This window comes from Synechococcus sp. WH 5701, assembly GCF_000153045.1.
In the GTDB taxonomy this organism is placed as follows: Bacteria; Cyanobacteriota; Cyanobacteriia; order PCC-6307; family Cyanobiaceae; genus Regnicoccus_A; species Regnicoccus_A antarcticus.
Window position 1 is genome coordinate 257653 of record NZ_CH724159.1, and the last position, 19482, is coordinate 277134.

Genomic DNA, 19482 nt, shown 5'->3' on the forward strand with positions numbered 1-19482 from the left:
GATCGGATTCGCTGGATCTTAAAAAGGTCACCGCCGACTGCTTCGATGACACCTGCGCTGCGTTGGCTGTTGATGCTGCTGCCCTTCGCCCTCTGGGGCACGGCGATGGCAGCGATGAAACCCCTGCTCGAAACGGCCGGCCCGCTCACGATCGCCTGGATGCGGCTGTTGCCCGCAGCCCTGGCGGTCCTGGTGGTGGCAAGGCTGCAGGGGCGACCCCTGAAGGTGGCCGCCTCCGATCGCCCCTGGCTGCTGGCCTTCGCCCTGGTGGACGGCACCCTGTTCCAGGGGCTGCTGGCCCGGGGGCTGGAGAGCACCGGTGCCGGTCTGGGCTCTGTCCTGATCGATTCCCAGCCCCTGCTGGTGGCCCTGCTGGCCCGCAGCCTCTTCGGTGAGGCCATCAATCCTGTGGGCTGGTCGGGTCTCCTGCTGGGCCTGGCCGGCATCGCCTGTCTGGGCCTGCCTGCGCCGCTGCTGAGGCACTGGTGGCTGGATGGACCGGAGGCCCTGGGGCTGCATCCCTGGAGCCATGGAGAGACCTGGATGCTGGGGGCGGCGGTGGCCATGGCGGTGGGCACCGTGCTCTGCCGATACGCCAGCCGCGCCAGTGATCCGGTGGCCGTCACCGGCTGGCACATGCTGATCGGCGGAGTGCCCCTGCTGATCGGTTCCGTGGGGGTAACCCGGCTGGATGCCGCCGCGCTGCCCTTCTGGCCGGCCTGGAGTCCCCTGGAGTGGGGGCTGATGGCCTATGCCAGCCTGCTGGGCAGCGCCCTGGCCTACGGGTTGTTCTTCTGGTTCGCCAGCCGCGGCGATCTCACCGGCTTCACCGCGCTGACCTTCCTGACCCCCGTGTTCGCCCTGCTCTGCGGCCTGTTGCTGCTGGAGGAACGGTTGCGGCCGCTGCAGTGGTTCGGCTCAGTGCTCGCGCTCGGTTCGGTGCTGCTGATCAACCAACGCCAGCGGCTCTGGCGCCCGGCTCTGCCCGAACCGCCGGGTTTGTCGCCATGACCCCCCCCTGGCGCCTGCTCGTGGTGAGCACGCCGGTCGGAACGCTTGGCTCCGGTGGCGGCGGCGGCGTGGAGCTCACCCTCGAGAGCCTGGTGGCCGGACTGCTTGGCCGCGGCCACCAGCTCACGGTGTTGGCTGCCGACGGGTCGCGGCTCTCCAGCGGCTGCCTGGCTGCCCGGCTCTGGACGGCGGCCGGCGTCGATCAGCCCAGCTGGCAGCACCAGCGCCGTGATGCCCCCGTTCAGATTCCCGCTGCCGGGCTGCTGCCGGCCCTCTGGCAGCAGGTTCAGGCCCGCCATGCGGAGTTCGATGCGGTGCTGAACCTGGCCTACGACTGGCTGCCCTTCTGGCTCACCCCCTGGCTGCCCACCCCGCTGTTTCACCTGGTGAGCATGGGCTCGGTGGCGACGGTGATGGATGAGGTGATCGAGGCGGTGGCCCGGAGCGACCAGCGCCGGCTGGCGTTTCACACCAGAGCCCAGGCCAGCGATTTCCGCCTGCCCGCCCCGCCGCTGGTGGTGGGCAATGGCTTCGACCTGTCGGCTTACAGCTTCCGCGAGCGCCCGGATCCAGAGCCACTCCTGGGCTGGGCCGGGCGCATTGCCCCGGAGAAGGGGTTGGAGGACGCCGCGGCGGTGGCGGCCAGCCTGGGTGAGCGGCTGCTGGTCTGGGGGGTGCGTGAAGACCCGGCCTACGCCGCCGCTGTGGAGGCTTCGGTGCCCCCCGGCACCATCGACTGGCGAGGCTTCCTGCCCACCCCTGCGCTGCAGCGGGAACTGGGCCGCTGCCGGCTGCTGCTGAACACGCCCAAGTGGAATGAGGCCTACGGCAACGTGGTGGTCGAGGCGATGGCCTGCGGCGTGCCCGTGGTGGCCTACGCCCGTGGCGGCCCCGGGGAGCTGATCGTGCCGGGGGGCACCGGGCTGCTGGTGCCCCCCGACGACGTGGCTGCCCTGACCCTGGCGGCTCGTGCTGCTGCGGGGCTGGAGCGCTCCTCCTGCCGCCGCTGGGTGGAGCGCCACGCCTCCAGGGAGGCCTTCGCCGAGCGGATCGAGACCTGGATCCAGGTGGGTCTGCGCCCGGCCTAAGTTCGCAGCGACTCAGGCGCCACCCGTGTCCCCGCCCCCTTCCCGTTCCCCGGATGGGGGCCAACCCGCTGCTGGCCGCTGGGCGGTGCTGGGCCTGATCCTGGTGCTGGGCATCGCCTTGTTTGTCTGGCAGCTCGGTGCCACGGGGCTGGTGGATGAGACACCTCCCCTGTTCGCCGCTTCCGCCCGGGCCATGGCCGAAACCGGCCAATGGCTGATTCCCCACGTCAATGGGCTGCCCCGCTACGACAAGCCGCCGCTGATCTACTGGCTGATGGGGCTGGGCTACGGGATCCCCGGCCAGGAACAGTGGAACCCCCTGGGCACCTGGGCCGCCCGCCTGCCCTCGGCCCTGGCGGTGATCGCCGTGATGCTCAGCCTGGGATACACCCTGCTGCGCTGGCCCCAGTCGAGTGGGGGGCTGCGCTCCGCCTGCACCGCCCTGGGGGCGGCCCTGGCCTTCGCCCTCTCGCCGTTGATTCTGCTCTGGGGGCGGATCGCTGTCAGCGATGCCCTTCTCACCGGCTGTCTGGCCGTGTCGCTGCTGCTGTTCTGGCAGGGCTGGGCTGAGCCCCGCCGAGCGGTCTGGCCCGCCTGGATGGTGCTCGGCCTGGCGGTGCTGGCCAAAGGGCCGGTGGCCCTGGTCCTGGCGGGTCTGACCCTGCTGGGGTTCGGGCTCAGCCAGCGCCGCCTGGGGGCGCTCTGGCGACGGCTGCGGCCCCTGCCTGGCCTGGCGCTCACGGCTCTGGTGGCCCTGCCCTGGTATCTGGCGGCTCTGGCGCTGGAGGGCGAGGCGTTCTGGACCAGCTTCTTCGGCTACCACAATGTGCAGCGCTTCACCACCGTGGTGAACCAGCACCTGCAGCCCTGGTGGTACTTCGCTCCGGTGCTGCTGGTGGCCGGCCTTCCCTTCACCCCCCTGCTGCTGCTGGGGCTGCTCAGGGCCCTGGGCCGCTGGTGGCGCCGCTGGAGCGCTCCGCTGCTGGCCCAGCGCGCCTCCCGGCCCGAGCCCGCCGGCTCCCTGGCCAGTTACGCAGCCTGCTGGCTGCTGGCGGTGCTGATCTTCTTCACCCTGGCTGCGACGAAGCTGCCCAGTTACTGGTTGCCGGCCACGCCGGCCGCGGGTCTGCTGATCGCCCTCACCGCCGCCGAGGGCGGGCGGGCCAGCCGCTGGGCCCTGGGGGCCTCCGTGGCGCTGATGGCCTTGCTCACTTTGGTGCTGACGCTTTCGCCCCGCTGGATTCCCCTGATCAACGATCCGGAGATGCCAACCCTCCCAGCGGAGTTGCTGGCCAGCGGGCTGGTGCTGCGGGCGGCGGCCTGCTTCGCCCTGGCCACCCTGGCCGGGATCTGGCTTTGCTGGAAGCCGATGCCGCGGCCCTGGGGGCTGGTGCCCGCCCAGCTGCCCCTGGTGCTCTTCCAGCTGCTGGCAGTTCTGCCGATGTGGAGTCTCGGGGACGGGGTGAGGGGGCTGCCCGTGCGGACGGTGGCCGAGCAGGTGCGGCTGGCGCGCCGGGGCTCTGAGCCCCTGGCGATGGTGGGCATCCTCAAGCCGTCGCTGCATTACTACACCCGCCAGGTGGTGCTCTACGAGGGCATCTCCCCCACTGCGCTGGTGAACCTGGCCGACCGGCTGGAGAAGGAACATCGTCAGGGGTTGAGCCCCAGCTCCCCTGAGGCTCAACCCACCGTGTTGGTGGTGATTGATCAGGGCACGGCACAGGAACCTCACTGGCAGGGCCTGGCTCCCGACGAGCTGGGCCGCTCGGGGCTCTACCGGCTCTGGCGGCTCGATCGGGCCCGGCTCCAGCGGCGGGCCGCCCAGTTGCGGGCCGGCGGACTGACTCCCACCTGGCAGCGGCCGGTGCCGGAGCGTTACTGACCTTCGGCCTCCTCCGGCTTGCGGCGGCAGAGGCCGCAGTGGCCCCAGCGGGCCAGTTCGCCGGCGGGGGCAGGGCTGCCACAGGCCGTGCAGATCCCCAGCCCGTGCACGTCCACCCGGCTGGGATGGGCTGCCCAGACCCGGGCGATGTCCTCACTGCCAGGGAGTCCGGTGGCCGTGGCCTGGTGCTGACGGAAGCGCAGGTCGCGGATGGGAAAACCGGACCCGCGCAGGGCGCCCAGCAGCTGGTGGCGGTTGTAGCGCAGGGCCTGCAACCACTGGGGATGCTGTGCACCGACCGTGAGCACGCCGCCCTGGAGGCTGAGGGGGCGGCAGTGGGGGGCGAGCTGGTCGCCGGCGATCCGAGGCCAGGCCTGCCAGAGGGCGGCCAGACTTCCGGCCCGACGCCACTCCTGCTGCATCTGCTCCAGGCACGAGCCCACCGCCACGATCGGTGCGGGTGGTGCCGGCATCAGCACGCTCACGTTGCCGATCCGGCGCACCTGATCCCGCGAAGCCTTGGCCATGGCCTCAGGCTAGGGAGTGAGGGTGCGGGCAACCGTCCGTGGTGCGGCGGGCCACAGCGGCTACCCTCCGGTTTGCCCCCGCCTCGACCCATGGGCTTCTTCGACCGGCTCAGCCGCCTGCTGCGGGCCAACCTCAACGATCTGGTCAGCAAGGCCGAGGATCCCGCCAAGATTCTCGATCAATCCGTGGCGGACATGCAGTCCGACCTGGTGAAACTGCGCCAGGCCGTGGCCACCGCCATCGCCAGCCAGAAGCGGATCCAGAATCAGGCCGAGCAGGCCGAGTCCCAGAGCCGCACCTGGTATGAGCGCGCTGAGCTGGCCCTGAAGAAGGGTGAGGAAGATCTCGCCCGCGAGGCACTCAGCCGTCGCAAGACGTACCAGGACACGGCCACCGCACTCAACAACCAGCTCAACGGCCAGGCCGGCCAGGTCGACACCCTCAAACGCAGCCTCACGGCCCTCGAGGGCAAGATCGCCGAGGCCAAGACCAAGAAGGACATGCTCAAGGCCCGCGCCCAGGCGGCCCAGGCCCAGGAGCAGCTGCAGAGCGCTGTCGGCAACCTCGGCACCAACTCCTCGATGGCCGCCTTCGAGCAGATGGAGGAGAAGGTGCAGGCTCTTGAAGCCCGCAGCCAGGCTGCTGCGGAACTTGCTGGCGCCGATCTCGAGAGCCAGTTCGCGGCCCTTCAGGGGGGCAGCGATGTGGATGATGAACTGGCCGCCCTGCGCAACCGCCTCGAGGGGGGTGCCGCCGCTGAGCCGCTGCTGCCCGTCAGCGCCGAAACGCCCAAGCTGGAGCCCGTTCAGGCGGCACAAGTGGACGCCGAACTCGAAGAGCTGAAGCGCTCGATCGACAAGCTCTGAGCCCCGCGGGGGGAGGCGATCCACCAGACGACCCAGCCCGGCTCCATACAATCCCTGCAGCTGAACTGGGTCCGTGGCCGTTGCTGTTTTCACCGATGCCAACTTCGAGGCTGACGTGCTCGCCGCCTCAGGCACGGTTCTGGTCGATGTGTGGGCCTCCTGGTGCGGCCCCTGCCGGCTGATGGCTCCTCTGATGGACTGGGCCGCGGCTGAATACGGCGACAGACTTCTGGTGGGCAAGCTCGAAGCCGACCCCAACCCCGCCGCCCGCGACAGCCAGAAGATCCAGGGCCTTCCCACTCTCATCTTGTTCCGTGAGGGTCAGGAACTCGCCCGCCATGAGGGCGCCATGGCCAAACCCCAGCTCAAGGCCTTCCTGGATGCCCATCTCTGAACGGGTCACCCGCCTGGGTCAGGGGGTTTTCGCCCGCAACGACCGTCGCAAGATCGCCTATGGCGAGGGCCTGCTGAATCCGGAATTGCCCGCCGGGAGGCCGCCGCTGCTGGATCTCTCCCTCGGCTCCACCGACCTGGCCCCGCCCCCGGTGGCGCTCGAGGCCATGGCCTCAGCTCTGCAACAGCCCAGCAGTGCCTCCTACTGCCTCCACGGTGCCACCCTGCCGTTCCGGGAGGCGGTGGCGGCCTGGGCCCAGCGCCGCTTCGGCGTGACGGTTGACCCCGAGCGTGAGGTGCTGCTGCTGGTGGGGTCCCAGGAGGGCACGGCCCACCTGCCCCTGGCGGTGCTGAACCCCGGCGAGCCGGCTCTGCTGCTGGATCCCTATTACCCCTCTCACCGCGGCGGGCTGCTCCTGGCCTCGGCCTGCACCGAGTTGCTGCCCCTGCGCGCCGATCAGGGCTGGCGGCCCCCCTTCGAGGCGATCTCTCTGGTCGCCTGGGATCAGCTGAGGCTGATGGTGCTCGGCTTTCCCCACAACCCCACGGCCACGGTTGGGGAGCAGGCGTGGCTGGACCAGGCCGTCGCACGGGCCCAGCGCCATGGCTTCGTGCTTGCCCACGACAACCCCTATGTGGATCTGGCCCTGGAAGGCGAGGCGCCGGCGCTGTTGCGCAATCCCCACTGGCGCAGCTGCGGCATCGAATTCTTTTCCTTTTCCAAAAGCTGGTGTCTGGGTGGCTTTCGCCTGGCCTTTGCCATCGGCGCCGAGCCCCTCATCACCGCCCTGCGCCAGCTCAAGGGTGTGGTCGATTTCAACCAGTCGCTGGCTCTGCAGGCCGGGGCGATCGCCGCCCTGGAGCAGGCGCCTGAGTGGCCGGCGCAGCTGCGGAAGGTGTATCGGCTGCGCCGCGACCGCATGGCGTCGGCCCTCGAGGCCCAGGGCTGGGCGCTGCAGCGGCCCTCGATGGCGCTCTACCTCTGGCTGGGCCTTCCGGAGGTGGCCCTGGCCCGGGGTCTCGATTCGGAGTCGTTCTGCGCGGCCCTGCTGGAGGCCACTGGCGTGGCCCTGACTCCCGGCAATGGCTTCGGCCCCAGCGGTGAGGGCTGGATGCGGCTGGCGCTGGTTCACCCGGTGGAGGAGCTGGAGGCGGGCGCCGAGAGGATTGGCGAGTGGCTGCGAAGCCTCAATGGCCCCCTGAGTCCCAGCCATTGAGGACGCCGTGATCGGCCGGATTCAGGCGGCACGGCTCCATCCGGGCGCCCAGCTGGTCCCGGCCCCGCCGGCGCCGCGGCTGCCCTGGCGGCTCCTCTGGTGGCCCTGCTGCGGCAGTACCGAGCAGCGGCTGGAGCAGGACCTGGTCTCCGGCGGTCAGCCACCGCTGGCGCTGCTGGCCGGCCACCAGCGTTTCGGCCATGGCCAGCGGGGCCGGCCCTGGATCTCCCCGCCGGGTGGGGTGTGGCTCAGTGCGGCCCTGCCCTGGCCAGCGGAGCCCTCCACAAGTGCGGCGCTGGGGCTGGCGGTGGCGGTGGGCCTGGCCCTGCAGCTCGAAGCACTCGGATTGACTGTGCAGCTCAAGTGGCCGAATGATCTGCTCGTGGACGGGCACAAGCTGGCGGGTCTGCTGCCGCGCCTGAGCCTGAGGGGGGGCGTGATTCGTCTGGCCCGGGTGGGGGTCGGCCTCAACGGTCACAACCGGGTGCCGCCTGGGGCCATCAGCCTGCGCGAGGCTCTCGGGCGACGCACCACGGCCAGCGAGGTGCCGTCCCTGGCGGCCCGCGTGCTCACTGCTCTGGAGTGGGCGGTGTTCCGCAGCACCAGCCCTGAGCTGGTGCTGCGCCTGGCGCAGCACCGACTGCTGGTGCCCGAGGGGGGTGTGGCCTTTCGCCAGGAACGCTGGCAGGTGGAGGGCCTGAGCGTGGACGGCGGTCTGGTGCTGAGTCGCGCTGGCGAGCGGATCGTGAGCAGGCGCAGCTTCTGAGGGGCCCGCTGGCAGGGGTCAGTTGTGCGGCTGAACACAGGCGGAGTTCCTTAAACTCCTGCTGATGAGCTTGATTTCCGGTTTGCGTCGCTACTCCTGGCACTCCCGCCTGCTGCTGGGCTCGCTGGTGTTGGCGTCTGCCCCCCTGAGCCTGGCTCAGTTGCAGCCTCCGGCAGAGCTGGTGGCCCCGGTGGAGCCTGCCGCGCCAGCCGTACCCCAGGCCCCGGCACCGCCGGCTGTGGCTCCCCAGGCTCCCGCTCCCCGTGCCCTGTCACCTCGCCTGGCCAACGATCCCCCGGCAGCGCTGAAGCCGAGCTTCGACCAGGTTCCCCAGGCCCGGCCCCGCCGCTTTGATCAGTCGCTGGATGAGCTGGTGCGCCAGGGGGTCGTCACCCCTGCCGAGCGCAGCCGGGTTCAATCCTCCAGCGCCCTGCGGCCTGGTCAGTTGCCTGCCCACCAGCAGGCCTGCAGCAATGGTGCTCTCTCCGAGCAGGAGTGCCGCACCGGCGTCTCCGTGCGCTGGCGCGGGCGCAATCCCCTGGAGGCTGAGCGCCTTGACAACGACGGCAAGACCAGCGGGGCTCTGATGGCCGGCATGGGTCGCCTCGGCAGTGACGGCCTGCCTCTCCCTCCGATCACCGTGCCCGTCTCGGCTCTGCTCTCGGGTGCCGGCGGCAGTTTCCGTCTCAGTGATGTCTTCGGTGTGACCCCCCGCCCTGCTCCCCTGGCGGGCAATGGCAACCGGGGCCTGCTCTTCCCCCTGATCGGCTCGGCCGTCACCACCAGTGGCTTCGGCTGGCGCCTGCACCCCGTGCTGGGCAGCTGGCTGATGCACGCCGGCAAGGACCTGGCGGCTCCTGAAGGTACCCCCGTGGTGTCTGCCCTCACCGGGCGGGTGGTGAGCAGCGGTGTGGCCGGTGGCTATGGGCTGGCGGTGGAGATCGAGCACAGGAACCCCCTGCGCCGCACCCTCTATGGGCACCTCTCCGAGCTTTACGTCAAAGAGGGGGAACAGGTGAAGCAGGGGACAGTGATCGGACGTGTGGGCAGCACCGGCCTGAGCACGGGCCCACATCTCCATTTCGAACTGCGGCTGCCGGAGAATGGCGGCTGGGTGGCCGTGGACCCCGGCATGCTCGATCCCGGCGGCTCGGCGGTCGGTGGCCCCGATGCCATCGCCCTGCTGATGGGCCAGCTGCTGCAGAGCCTGGAGCGGCCCGTGGCTCCGGTCCAAGCGGCAGGCTGAATCTGGTGGTGGATTCTGGAGCGGTGGATCAATCGGCGATGCGGCCGTCGCGGAAATGCACCACCCGCTGGGCCCGCGAGGCCACGTCGTCTTCGTGGGTCACCAGCACCACCGTCATCCCCTGACGATGGAGATCGTCGAAGATCTCCAGCACCTCCTGGGTGGTGTGGGAATCGAGAGCACCCGTGGGCTCATCAGCCAATAGAAGGGCCGGCTGGTTGATGATCGCCCGGGCCACCGCCACCCGTTGTTGCTGTCCTCCTGAGAGCTCGTTGGGCTTGTTGTTCAGCCGCTGAGCAAGCCCGACCCTCTCGAGGGCTGCCACGGCCCGTTCACGACGCTCCTTGGCGGGGATGCCGGCGTAGACCATCGGCAGAATCACATTGTCGAGCGCACTCATGTGCGGCAGCAGGTGGAACTGCTGGAAGACGAAGCCGAGACTGCGGTTGCGCAGGTCCGCCAGGGCATCGTCATCGAGCTGCTCCACCGGAATCCCCCGCAGCAGATAGCTGCCGGAAGTGGGGCGATCCAGGCAGCCAATGATGTTCATGGCCGTGCTTTTGCCCGAACCTGAGGTGCCCATCACCGCCAGGTAATCGCCCGGATCGACCGTGAGGCAGAGGTCGTCCAGGGCACGAACCTCCGTGTCACCGGAGCCGTAAATCTTGCTGACATGCTCCAGGCGAGCGACCGGTTCGCCCGGAGCCAACGCGTTGGTGCTGGGGAGAACTGAGGAGGCCGGTGCGCTCAAGCCGCTCATCCCAGGGCGGCGGCGGCGGATTCACTGGCCGCGATGGCGTGCTGAAGCATCGGTGTGCCCGACACAGCCGCATTGGCCCAGGTGAACAACGGATTGGAGAGGATTCCACCGACGGCGGTCACCAGAACACAGCCCACCAGAGCGGCCCGCAGGGGCTGCATTCCAACGAGGCTCCAGCTGATCTCCGGGTAGGCCTTCACCACATCTGAGGCTTCCTGGGGTTCCTTCACCACCATCATCTTGATCACGGAGATGTAGTAGTAGATCGACACCACCGAGGTGATCAGACCAACCACGACCAGCAGGTATTGCTGGTCGGCCCAGCCGGCGAAGAAGAGATAGATCTTGCCGAAAAAGCCGAGCATCGGCGGGATTCCGCCCAGGGAGAGCAGACAGAGGCTCAGCCCAAGGGTGATCAGGGGATCCTTCTGGTAAAGACCGGCGTAATCGGAGATGCGGTCGCTGCCGGTGCGCAGGGAGAAGAGAATGATGCAGGCGAAAGCCCCCAGGTTCATGAACAGATAGGCCGCCATGTAGAGCACCATTGCGGCGTAGCCGTCCTCAGTGCCACACACCAGTCCGATCATCACGAATCCGGCCTGACCAATCGAGCTGTAGGCCAGCATCCGCTTCATCGAGGTCTGGGCCAGGGCCACCACGTTGCCCAGGGTCATGCTCAGGATCGCCAGCACCGTGAACAGCACCTTCCACTGGGCATCGAAGCTCTCGAAGCAGCCCACCAGCAGCCTCAGGGCCAGGGCGAAACCTGCCGCCTTTGAGCCCACCGAGAGGAACGCCACCACTGGGGTCGGCGAGCCCTCATAAACATCTGGAGTCCACTGGTGGAAGGGCACTGCCGCGATCTTGAAGGCCACCGTGGCCAGCACGAACACCAGGGCCAGGGCCGTGACGGGAGTGGCGCTGGTCTGCAGGGCCAGGCCCACCGCCTCCAGGCTGGTTTCACCGCCGGTCAGGCCATAGAGGAGCGAGGCGCCGTAGAGGAACACCGCCGCGGCGGCTGAACCCACGAGCAGGTACTTGAGAGCGGCTTCCCCGGAGCGGGCATCCCGCTTCATGTAGCCGGAGAGCAGGTAGCTGGAGACCGAGAGGGTTTCCAGTGAGATGAAGATGCTCACCAGATCGGTCGCACCGCAGAGGAACATCGCCCCCAGGGTGGCCGCCAGCAGAATCGCGGCATATTCACCCACGGGCGTGCCGCTGCGCTCCACATAGCGCCAGCTGATCAGCAGGGAAAGCAGGGTGGAGGCGGCCACGACGCCGCGGAAGGCGATCGCCAGGTTGTCGGCCAGGAAGGAGCCAAGGAACGAGGGCTCAAGGGGTGCGTTCCACTGCAGGGCCAGCAGCACCAGGGCAGTGCTCAGGCCTCCGTAACAGATGGGCGGCACCCAGCGGCTGGCGGCTTCCTCCCCGGCCAGATCGACCAGCAGGCAGGCCAGCAGGGCCACCAGCACGGCGGTCTCGGGTGCGATGGCACCGGCGTTGAGCTGCAGGGCCGTGATGACCGGGGCTCCTCCACCGGCCAGGGCGCAAAACACCGTCATCACTGGTCTATGGCAGGGCGTGATGACGCGGACTGTAGCCGCGATGGCAGGGCTTGTTTGTGGCCTTGTTCGGCAGGGTGGCCCCCCGATGCGATAAAGAGGGGATCGGTTTATGCCTGCCTGTGGCGCACACGCTGGTCATCGTCGAGAGCCCCACCAAGGCCCGCACCATCCGCGGCTACCTGCCGAAGGATTTCCGGGTCGAGGCGTCGATGGGACACGTGCGTGATCTGCCCAACAACGCCAGTGAGATTCCGGCTGCCCACAAGGGCGAGAAGTGGGCCAACCTCGGCGTCAACACCGCCCACCAGTTCGAACCGCTCTACGTGGTTCCGAAGGACAAGAAAAAGGTGGTCAAGGAGCTGAAGGAGGCCCTCAAGGGCGCCGATCAGCTGCTGCTGGCCACCGACGAGGACCGGGAGGGGGAGAGCATCAGCTGGCACCTGCAGCAGCTGCTCAACCCCAAGGTGCCCGTCAAGCGGATGGTGTTTCACGAGATCACCAAGGAGGCGATCGGACGCGCCCTTGAGGAGACCCGTGATCTGGATATGGAGCTGGTCCATGCCCAGGAGACTCGCCGCATCCTGGATCGGCTGGTGGGCTACACCCTCTCGCCCCTGCTCTGGAAGAAGGTGGCCTGGGGCCTCTCCGCCGGTCGGGTGCAGTCGGTGGCGGTGCGGCTGCTGGTGCAGCGGGAGCGGGCCCGCCGGGCCTTCCGCAGCGGTTCCTACTGGGATCTCAAGGCCCGCCTGGAGCATGACGGCAGTGGCTTCGAGGCCAGGCTCACCCATGTCGCCGGCGAGAAGATCGCCGGGGGCTCCGACTTCGATGAAACCACCGGTGCTCTCAAGGCCGGCAGCAAGGTGCGCCTGCTGGAGGAATCGGAAGCCCGCAGCCTGCGCGAAGCGGTGCTCAGCCAGCCCTGGCGGGTGGCGGAGGTGGAGGCCAAGCCCACCACGCGCAAGCCGGTGCCGCCCTTCACCACCAGCACCCTGCAGCAGGAGGCCAACCGCAAATTGCGCCTCTCGGCCCGCGACACCATGCGCACCGCCCAGGGGCTCTACGAGCGCGGCTTCATCACCTACATGCGCACCGACTCGGTGCATCTCTCCGATCAGGCGATCAACGCCGCCCGCGCCTGTGTCAGCGAGAAGTACGGGACCGAGTATCTGAGCCCGGCTCCGCGCCAATTCACCACCAAGGCCCGCAACGCCCAGGAGGCCCACGAGGCGATCCGCCCCTCTGGCGATGCCTTCCGCACCCCCAGGGACACTGGCCTGGATGGCAAGGATCTGGCCCTCTACGAGCTGATCTGGAAGCGCACGGTGGCCTCCCAGATGGCCGAGGCGCGGCTGACGATGCTGAGCGTGGAGCTGCAGGTGGCTGAAGCCAGCTTCCGCGCCAGCGGCAAGCGCATCGATTTTCCGGGGTTCTTCCGGGCCTATGTGGAGGGCAGCGACGATCCAGACGCCGCCCTCGAAGGCCAGGAGGTGCTTCTGCCTTCCCTGGCCGTCGATGATCGGCCAGCCTGCGCCGGGGTCGAAGCCCTCGGCCACCAGACCCAGCCGCCGGCGCGCTACAGCGAGGCTGCCCTGGTGAAGATGCTGGAGAAGGAGGGCATCGGCCGCCCCTCCACCTACGCCAGCATCATCGGCACCATCGTCGATCGGGGCTACGCCACTCTCGCGGGCCATGCCCTGACCCCCAGCTTCACGGCCTTTGCCGTGACCGCTCTGCTGGAGGGCCATTTCCCCGACCTGGTGGACACCAGCTTCACCGCTCGGATGGAGTCGAGCCTGGACGAGATCTCCACCGGCAAGCTGGAGTGGCTCCCCTACCTCACCGACTTCTACAAAGGGGAGAAGGGCCTGGAAACCCAGGTGCAGCAGCGGGAGGACGACATCGACCCCACCGTCTCACGCACGATCGAGCTGGAGGGTCTCCCCTGTGTGGTGCGGATTGGCCGCTTCGGTGCTTACCTCGAGGCCAAAAAGGTGGCCGACGACGGCAGCGAAGAGCTGATCAAGGCCACCCTGCCCCAGGAGATCACCCCGGCAGAACTCGACGGCGAGCAGGCTGAGCTGATCCTCCGCCAGAAGAGCGAAGGTCCCGAGTCCATCGGCGTCGACCCGGAAACCGGCGAGGCCATCTACCTGCTCTTCGGTCAATACGGCCCCTATCTGCAGCGGGGCCAGGCGAGCGATGAGATCCCCAAGCCGAAGCGGGCCTCCCTGCCCAAGGGCATCAAACCTGACGAGCTCAGTCTTGAGGATGCCCTCGGCCTGCTGCGGCTGCCGAGGCTGCTGGGGGAGCACCCCGAGGGCGGCAAGGTGCAGGCGGGCCTGGGGCGCTTCGGCCCCTATGTGGTGCACGACAAGGGCAAGGGCGAAAAGGATTACCGCTCGCTCAAGGCCGAGGACGATGTGCTGGTGGTGGGCCTCTCCCGGGCCCTGGAGCTCCTGGCCATGCCCAAGCGTGGTCGGGGTGGGCGCACCGCCCTGAAGGATCTGGGCACCCCCGAGGGAGCGAGCGAAGCCATCCAGGTCTTCGATGGCCCTTACGGCCTCTATGTGAAGCAGGGCAAGGTCAACGCCTCTCTGCCCGAGGGCATGGGCGCCGAGGCCATCACCATCGAGCAGGCTGTGGAGTTGCTGGCTGCCAAGGCCGCCAGCGGCAAGGGCAAGACCGGCAAGACCGCTGCGACGAAAGCCGCCGCCAGCAAAGCCAGCACCACCGCGTCCAAGGCCAAGCCGAAAGCTCAGCCCAAGGCCAAAGCCAAAGCCGACGCCGCCACCAAGCCCAAGATCCCCTCCACCACCAAGACCGGTCGCCCCAGGGCCAGCGCGGTGCGGATCATCCAGGCCGGCCAGAGTTGATGGCCCGGCCCCTCGCCCGTGGCCTGAGCCAGGTTGGGCTGGCGGCTGTCCTCCTCTCCTGCCTGGCCGGCTGCAGCGGCACACCGCTGGGTGAGCGGCTCTCCGGCAGTTTCGGCGCACCGGCCACGCCTGCCGCCGCAGGTACAGCCACTGGAACTGCTTCTCCCAGCCCAGTTGCCGGACAAGCCGCTGCGACATCCCCGTCCACGTCGCCCTCCCCGCCGGCGGCCACGGCTGCGGCCAGCGGAGCGGCCAAGCCCGGTGGGGTTGCCGCCACCAAGCCCGATGGAGCTTCTGCCTCCAAGCCGGTCAAGCCAGCCGCAGGCGCCCAGGGTTCAGGGTCTCCCCCAAGGTCCACCGCCAGTTCCGCCGCCTACCGGATCACCATCAAGTTGCCCGGGGCTGACCCCTCCGCCCCCGCCGAGGTGGTCACCGAGGCCCTGCGGGCCGCCGGGGTGAGCTTCGAAGTGGAGACGATCGAGCGGATGCCCTCCGAGGGAGGCCGTGCCGCCGCCGCTGCTGGTGCCAGTCCTTCCGCCCCGGCTTCCAGCCCCGCCCCGGCCCCCCGCTGAGTCCCGCTGTGATGCCTCCGCCGTCTCCCAACACCAGCCTCAGCCGCCGCCAGGCCCGTCAGCTGGTGGAAACCGCCTATCTGGCCTCCGCCACCGCCCTGCTCTGGGCAGGTCTGTACTACCTGCCCGTGGGCGGAGCCCTGTTTCGCCTCGCCCTGCCCCTCCCCCTGGCCCTGTTGCAGGTACGTCAGGGCTGGCGGCCCGGTTGGGAGGGGGCGGTGGTGGCGTCTCTGCTGCTGGTGGCGCTGATGGGCCCGATCCGGGGCCCGCTGGTGCTGTTCCCCTACGGACTGCTGGCCCTGTGGCTGGGATGGGGCTGGGCCGAGCGCCGCAGCTGGTGGCTCACCTGGAGCGTGGGCCTGCTGATCGGCAGTGCCGGCTTTCTGGTGCGGGTGGCCGTGCTCTCGCTGCTGCTGGGGGAGAACCTCTGGGTGCTGATCACCGCCGCCGCCGCCGGCCTGCTCGAGCGCCTCAGCTCCCTGCTCAACCTGGGGGTCGGCCCTGACCTGCTGCAGGTGCAGCTCATGGCCCTGGTCCTGGTGCTGGTGCAGAACCTGATCTACGTGCTCGCTCTGCATGCGGTGGCGTACTGGATCTTTCCGCGGCTGCAGGCCCCGATCAGTGAGCCGCCGCCCCAGTTGCGTTCCCTGGTGGCGCTCGATCCCCTCTGATTCCCCTTGATCAGCCTCTGCGGTGACCCGGACCAGTCACGCCGCTGGTGCGAGCGCCTTGCGCGCGACTGGCCCGCCAGCCAGGTGCTGCTGCTGCTCGCCGGCACCGACACCGCCGAGGTGCCGGGCATCTCCGCAGCCGGGGCCACCCCTGAGGTGCGTCGTCGTACGGCGGCCGCCGACGCCGAACTGCTCCTGCTCGGCCCGTCAGGGCTGCGGCCCCATGCCCTTCCACCCCTCCCCGCCGGGGTCAGCCCGGCCCTGATCTCCCATGTGGTCTGCCGGGAGCTGGCCCTGGTGCCCCTGGTGGCCGACCTGGGCTGTGCGGTGGCCCCGGCGGTGCCCCATCTGCGCCTGGGCGGCACACCGGCCCGCTGCCTCAGCAGCGGTGCGGCGATGCCGCGGCAACGGGTGGAGCGGCTGCTGCGCCTGGGGCAGCGCTGGGCAGCCCGCTGGGTGGCGGCCCGCCACGACACCGCTACCGGCGAGCCGGCCCCTGTATTGATCGCCGAATGCGTCCCTGGGGGCACCAGCACGGCCCAGGCAGTGCTCACCGGCCTGGGGGTGGAGGCTGCGGGCCTGGTGAGCGGCAGCCTGCGCCAGCCGGCCCATGCGCTCAAGCGCGAGCTCACGGCTCGGGGGCTGGCGGCAGCGGCGGCTGGACCGGTTCCCGGAGCACTGCTGGCGCTGGATCCCCAGGCGGTGCTGGCTGCCGTGGGCGACCCGATGCAGGCTCTGGCGGCGGGGGTGCTGCTCGGGGCCGCAGGCCGGCGGGTGCCGGTGCTGCTGGCCGGTGGCAGCCAGATGGCCGCCGTGCTGGCCCTGGCCCTGGCCCTGGCGCCGGCCCACCAGCGCCCCTGTCTGGCGGAATATGGGGCCCTCGCCACCACCGCCTGGGTGGCCCAGGAACCCGGCAGCGACCTCAGCCTGTTGCTGGAACGCCTCGGGGAGCGCTGGGGGGTGAGGCCGATGGCCTTTGCCAGTTCCCTGCGCTTTGGCCACTGCCGCAGCGCCGCCCTGCGCGATTACGAGCGGGGGTACGTCAAGGAGGGGGTGGGGGCAGGCGGTCTGGCCCTGCTCTGGGAGCTGAGCGGCCGCTCCACAGGGGCCCTGGCTGCCGCCTGTGATCAAGCCATGGAGAGGCTGGAGGAGAGCACCTGATCGCCTCCTAGGGTCCAGCCATGCAGGCCGATCCCCGCCCCCTCAGCTGCTCCATGAGCCGCCGCAGGCTGCTGCAGCTCTCCGCCCTGGCAGGCCTGGGCCTGGTCGGGGGCTGCGGCAGGAATTCTGCTGTTCAGCTGGTCTACGGGCGCGGGGAGTTGCCCGCTGCCTGGGCGAAGCGTCTTCCGGATCCCTGGCGGGCCATGCCCGTGGATGGCCCCGCAGCGGTTCTCTCGGCCCATGCAGCAGCCCTGGTGCAGCTCGGGGACGGCTGGCTGGATGCGAGGGAAGCCACGGACTGGCAGCCGTTCGTGTCTGCGGGATCCCCAGCCGCTGCTGAGCTGTGGGAGGGGCTGGCGCCCGAGGCCCAGCCGCTCAGCCGCCTGTTTCGCCCTGAACCAGCCGCACCCCTGGCCTATCCCTGGGCCTTCGGCACCTGGTTGCTGGTGCTGCGCAACCGCCGTGATCTGGTGGCCCGGGCGGCTGAGGGCTGGTCGCTGCTGCTGGATCCCAGCCTGCGGGGGGAGCTGCTGCTGCCCTCCTCGCCGCGGCTGGTGATTGATCTGGCCCTGCGTCAGCTGGGGTTGCCTCCGGGCGATCGCGCCAGCCTCGGGGACCTCCGCCTGGGCGATCAGCTCAGCCGGCTGCGCCGCCAGGCCGCCGCCTTCGATGATCGCGATGGCCTCAACCTGTTGCTCTCCGGCCGGGTGGAGGCCGCCGTGCTGCCCAGCCAGAGGGTGCTGCCGCTGCTGCGCAGCGACACCCGCCTGACCGCCCTGCTTCCTGCCAGCGGGTCGGCCCTCTGGTGGAACCTGCTGCTGCGCCCGGCCCAGACCCGGGAAGTCCCGCCGCTGCGCTGGTTGCTGCAGGCGCGGGAGATGCCCCTGCTCAACCGCCTGCTGGCGGCCGGCTGGGTGCCGCCACTGCGCCGGGAGCTCCTGGCCGCTGCGCTCTCCAGCTGGCCGCCAGCGGTGGCCGCCCTGCTCTATCCGCAGCCGGCCGTGCTGGCGCGCTGCACCTCCCTGCCGCCGCTGGCGGAGGACCAGCGTCGCCAGTTGCAATCGCTCTGGGACCGCAGCGGCTCCTAGCCCCAGAGCCGGCGTCGCGGGGCCGCTGCCAGGCGCCGGTGGGTGTCGGCCAGCAGGGCTGGGATCTCCAGCCCATGGGGACAGCGGGGCAGACAGGCGCCGCAGCATCGGCAGGCACTGGCATCCAGCGCTTCCCACCAGTGGCCTGCCCTGCCGATCAGGTTGTAGCGCTCGCTGGCGAAGGCCTCCATGCCATGGCCCAGGGCCAGATTGCGCAGCCGCAGCAGCTCGGGGATCGGTACGCCGCTGGGACAGGGCAGGCAGGCCCGGCATAGGCCGCAGCGCTCGGCGCCGAGGCGGGCGCGGCCGCTGGCCTCCAGGCGGTCGAGGGCACTGAGCTCCTCGTTTTCCAGGGGGCCGGCAGCGGCCGTGAGTTGCCTGGCCAGTTCCAGATCCTGCCTTCGCTCGGCCCCGAGGGTCAGGCTGCTGATTCCCTGGGCCAGCAGGAATCGGTAGGCCAGCCGCAGGGGTTCCAGGGGCGCGCAGTCGGCGATCAGCTCCGGGGGAGGGTCGTAGAGGCGCCCGCCCTTATCGGCCGGTGAAATGGCCAAGACCCCGAGGCCCCCGGCCAGGGCCCGCTGGGCCAGCGGCAGCCGCTCCTGATCGAAGAGATGCAGGTGCAGGCTGCAGAAGCTGAACCGCCCGCTGGCCAGGGCCTGCTCGATCAAGGGGGTGGAGCCATGGCTGCTGAACCCCAGCTGACCCACCAGCCCCTGCGCCAGGGCCCACTCCAGCAGCCGGGCCCCCGCCCCATGGAGGGCCCAGTCCAGGTGCTCGGGCCTGTTGATCCCATGCACCGCGAGGTTGTCGAGGCGGCCTGCCCCGAGCCGCTCGAGGCTCGCGCGCAGCTGGGCCTGGCCGCTCTCGAGGGAGGCACCGGGCAGGATCTTGCTGGTGAGCACCAGATCGCCGCGCTCACTGGGGCGGCAGGCACCGATCCGGGCCAGGGCCTGGCCCAGGTAAACCTCCGCCGGCCCGTAGGAGGGGGCCGTCTCAATGTGGTTGATCCCCACATCTAGGGCAGCCTCCAGCACCTCCAGCATCTGCTCGGGGCTGCCGAGGGCCCGCATCGTGCCCAGGGTGAACAGGGAGACCTCAGGGCCCGTGCCGAACGGGCGCCGCTCTGGTGGCACGCCGGCCTCAGGAGTTGCTGGAGGAGGGGGCTGGCGGTTCATCCATTGGGCCGTTGGTGGGACCGTTGCCTGCAGTGTCTGGGCCCGACTCGTCGTCGTCGACGTCAGGGCTCTCCTGGCGCTGGGCCCTGCTGAGATTGCGGATCAGCTCGGCGGGGCTCACCTGGTCGAGAAAGCGGCGGAAATCGGCTTTCTCCTCGGCATCGGCCTCGGAATCCACCGGGATCGAGGCATCGGCCACCACCTCCTCCAGCATCCAGATGCCGCTGCCGGTGCGCAGGGCCAGGGCGATCGCATCGCTGGGCCGGCAGTCGAGTTCGCTGGCCTCGCCGTCGGAATCGGTGAGCTTGAGCACGGCCCGGAAGGTGGCGTCCTCGATCGAGTGGATGATCACCCTCTCCAGGCTGACCCCGCCCACGGCCATCAGCGCGGCCATCAGGTCGTGGCTGAGGGGCCTGGGCGGGGTCGTTCCCCCCAGGCCCGCGAGAATGTTCTGGGCCTGGGCCTGGTCGATCCAGATCGGCACCTGCCGGCGGCCGGACGGGTCCCGCAGCAGCACGATCGGACTGCGGCTGGCCGCATCCAGGGCGATTCCGGCAACGCGCATCTCCACCATGGTTCTGAAGCGCTGACCCTTTGTCCGATTATGGCCAGCAGCGCCG

General features: G+C 69.9%; 18 protein-coding genes. 13 read left to right on the forward strand and 5 right to left on the reverse strand.

Going from position 1 to position 19482, the window contains the following annotated elements; translation table 11 throughout:
- Nucleotides 1-45 precede the first annotated feature (45 nt).
- From WH5701_RS02205 to WH5701_RS02215, 3 genes are all read left to right on the forward strand, one after another.
- Entirely contained in the window at nt 46-1011 is a 966-nt protein-coding gene (locus WH5701_RS02205; RefSeq protein ID WP_006170265.1) for a DMT family transporter, read from the forward strand.
- Nucleotides 1008-2099: a glycosyltransferase gene (locus WH5701_RS02210; RefSeq protein WP_006170266.1), complete on the forward strand. Its 1092-nt coding sequence runs from the start codon at nt 1008-1010 to the stop codon at nt 2097-2099. The genes WH5701_RS02205 and WH5701_RS02210 overlap by 4 nt, the downstream gene beginning before the upstream one ends.
- Before the next feature lie 85 nt (nt 2100-2184).
- Nucleotides 2185-3981 (forward strand): glycosyltransferase family 39 protein, encoded by a 1797-nt coding sequence (locus WH5701_RS02215; protein ID WP_006170267.1) that lies wholly within the window; start codon nt 2185-2187, stop codon nt 3979-3981.
- On the opposite strand, the gene WH5701_RS02220 is transcribed toward WH5701_RS02215, so the two are convergent.
- Complete coding sequence (locus WH5701_RS02220; protein ID WP_006170268.1) at nt 3975-4508, reverse strand: DUF721 domain-containing protein; 534 nt, start codon at nt 4506-4508, stop codon at nt 3975-3977. The two genes, WH5701_RS02215 and WH5701_RS02220, sit on opposite strands and share 7 nt — an antisense overlap.
- A 90-nt stretch (nt 4509-4598) precedes the next feature.
- Here WH5701_RS02220 and WH5701_RS02225 point away from each other — a divergent pair, with 90 nt between their 5' ends.
- The 5 genes from WH5701_RS02225 (at nt 4599) to WH5701_RS02245 (ending at nt 8997) form a co-directional block, all read left to right on the forward strand.
- Nucleotides 4599-5375: a PspA/IM30 family protein gene (locus WH5701_RS02225; RefSeq protein ID WP_006170269.1), complete on the forward strand. Its 777-nt coding sequence runs from the start codon at nt 4599-4601 to the stop codon at nt 5373-5375.
- Nucleotides 5376-5448: 73 nt separating this feature from the next.
- Nucleotides 5449-5769, forward strand: coding sequence for a co-chaperone YbbN (locus WH5701_RS02230; RefSeq protein ID WP_006170270.1), 321 nt, complete (start codon nt 5449-5451; stop codon nt 5767-5769).
- Nucleotides 5756-6985: an aminotransferase class I/II-fold pyridoxal phosphate-dependent enzyme gene (locus tag WH5701_RS02235; protein ID WP_006170271.1), complete on the forward strand. Its 1230-nt coding sequence runs from the start codon at nt 5756-5758 to the stop codon at nt 6983-6985. The genes WH5701_RS02230 and WH5701_RS02235 overlap by 14 nt, the downstream gene beginning before the upstream one ends.
- A gap of 7 nt (nt 6986-6992) precedes the next feature.
- Nucleotides 6993-7751 carry a biotin--[acetyl-CoA-carboxylase] ligase gene (locus tag WH5701_RS02240; protein ID WP_006170272.1) on the forward strand — a complete coding sequence of 253 codons (759 nt, stop codon included), beginning with the start codon at nt 6993-6995 and terminating at the stop codon, nt 7749-7751.
- A gap of 64 nt (nt 7752-7815) precedes the next feature.
- Complete coding sequence (locus WH5701_RS02245) at nt 7816-8997, forward strand: M23 family metallopeptidase (RefSeq protein WP_006170273.1); 1182 nt, start codon at nt 7816-7818, stop codon at nt 8995-8997.
- Between the two features lie 28 nt (nt 8998-9025).
- On the opposite strand, the gene WH5701_RS02250 is transcribed toward WH5701_RS02245, so the two are convergent.
- Nucleotides 9026-9757: an ABC transporter ATP-binding protein gene (locus WH5701_RS02250; protein WP_006170274.1), complete on the reverse strand. Its 732-nt coding sequence runs from the start codon at nt 9755-9757 to the stop codon at nt 9026-9028.
- The gene (locus tag WH5701_RS02255; RefSeq protein WP_006170275.1) at nt 9754-11319 is read right to left on the reverse strand and encodes an NAD(P)H-quinone oxidoreductase subunit N; all 1566 of its coding nucleotides are present in this window, start codon (nt 11317-11319) and stop codon (nt 9754-9756) included. The genes WH5701_RS02250 and WH5701_RS02255 overlap by 4 nt, the downstream gene beginning before the upstream one ends.
- 122 nt (nt 11320-11441) lie before the next feature.
- Here WH5701_RS02255 and topA point away from each other — a divergent pair, with 122 nt between their 5' ends.
- From topA to WH5701_RS02280, 5 genes are read left to right on the forward strand one after another with little or no spacing between them, the layout of a single operon-like run.
- Entirely contained in the window at nt 11442-14195 is a 2754-nt protein-coding gene (gene topA, locus WH5701_RS02260) for a type I DNA topoisomerase (RefSeq protein WP_006170276.1), read from the forward strand.
- Nucleotides 14195-14767 (forward strand): hypothetical protein, encoded by a 573-nt coding sequence (locus WH5701_RS02265; RefSeq protein ID WP_006170277.1) that lies wholly within the window; start codon nt 14195-14197, stop codon nt 14765-14767. The genes topA and WH5701_RS02265 overlap by 1 nt, the downstream gene beginning before the upstream one ends.
- Nucleotides 14768-14778: 11 nt before the next feature.
- Nucleotides 14779-15438 carry a DUF2232 domain-containing protein gene (locus tag WH5701_RS02270; protein WP_006170278.1) on the forward strand — a complete coding sequence of 220 codons (660 nt, stop codon included), beginning with the start codon at nt 14779-14781 and terminating at the stop codon, nt 15436-15438.
- A 6-nt stretch (nt 15439-15444) separates the two neighbouring features.
- Nucleotides 15445-16599 (forward strand): nicotinate-nucleotide--dimethylbenzimidazole phosphoribosyltransferase, encoded by a 1155-nt coding sequence (locus WH5701_RS02275; RefSeq protein ID WP_006170279.1) that lies wholly within the window; start codon nt 15445-15447, stop codon nt 16597-16599.
- Between the two features lie 53 nt (nt 16600-16652).
- On the forward strand, nt 16653-17687 hold the full coding sequence (locus tag WH5701_RS02280; protein WP_232201764.1) for a twin-arginine translocation pathway signal: 1035 nt from the start codon (nt 16653-16655) through the stop codon (nt 17685-17687).
- On the opposite strand, the gene WH5701_RS02285 is transcribed toward WH5701_RS02280, so the two are convergent.
- Both WH5701_RS02285 and WH5701_RS02290 read right to left on the reverse strand, forming a co-directional pair.
- A complete protein-coding gene (locus tag WH5701_RS02285) occupies nt 17684-18862 on the reverse strand; it encodes an aldo/keto reductase (RefSeq protein ID WP_232201765.1) in 1179 nt (392 codons plus the stop codon). The genes WH5701_RS02280 and WH5701_RS02285 overlap by 4 nt on opposite strands.
- Entirely contained in the window at nt 18828-19436 is a 609-nt protein-coding gene (locus WH5701_RS02290; RefSeq protein WP_006170282.1) for a bifunctional nuclease family protein, read from the reverse strand. Before WH5701_RS02290 ends, WH5701_RS02285 begins: the two co-directional genes overlap by 35 nt.
- Nucleotides 19437-19482 lie beyond the last annotated feature (46 nt).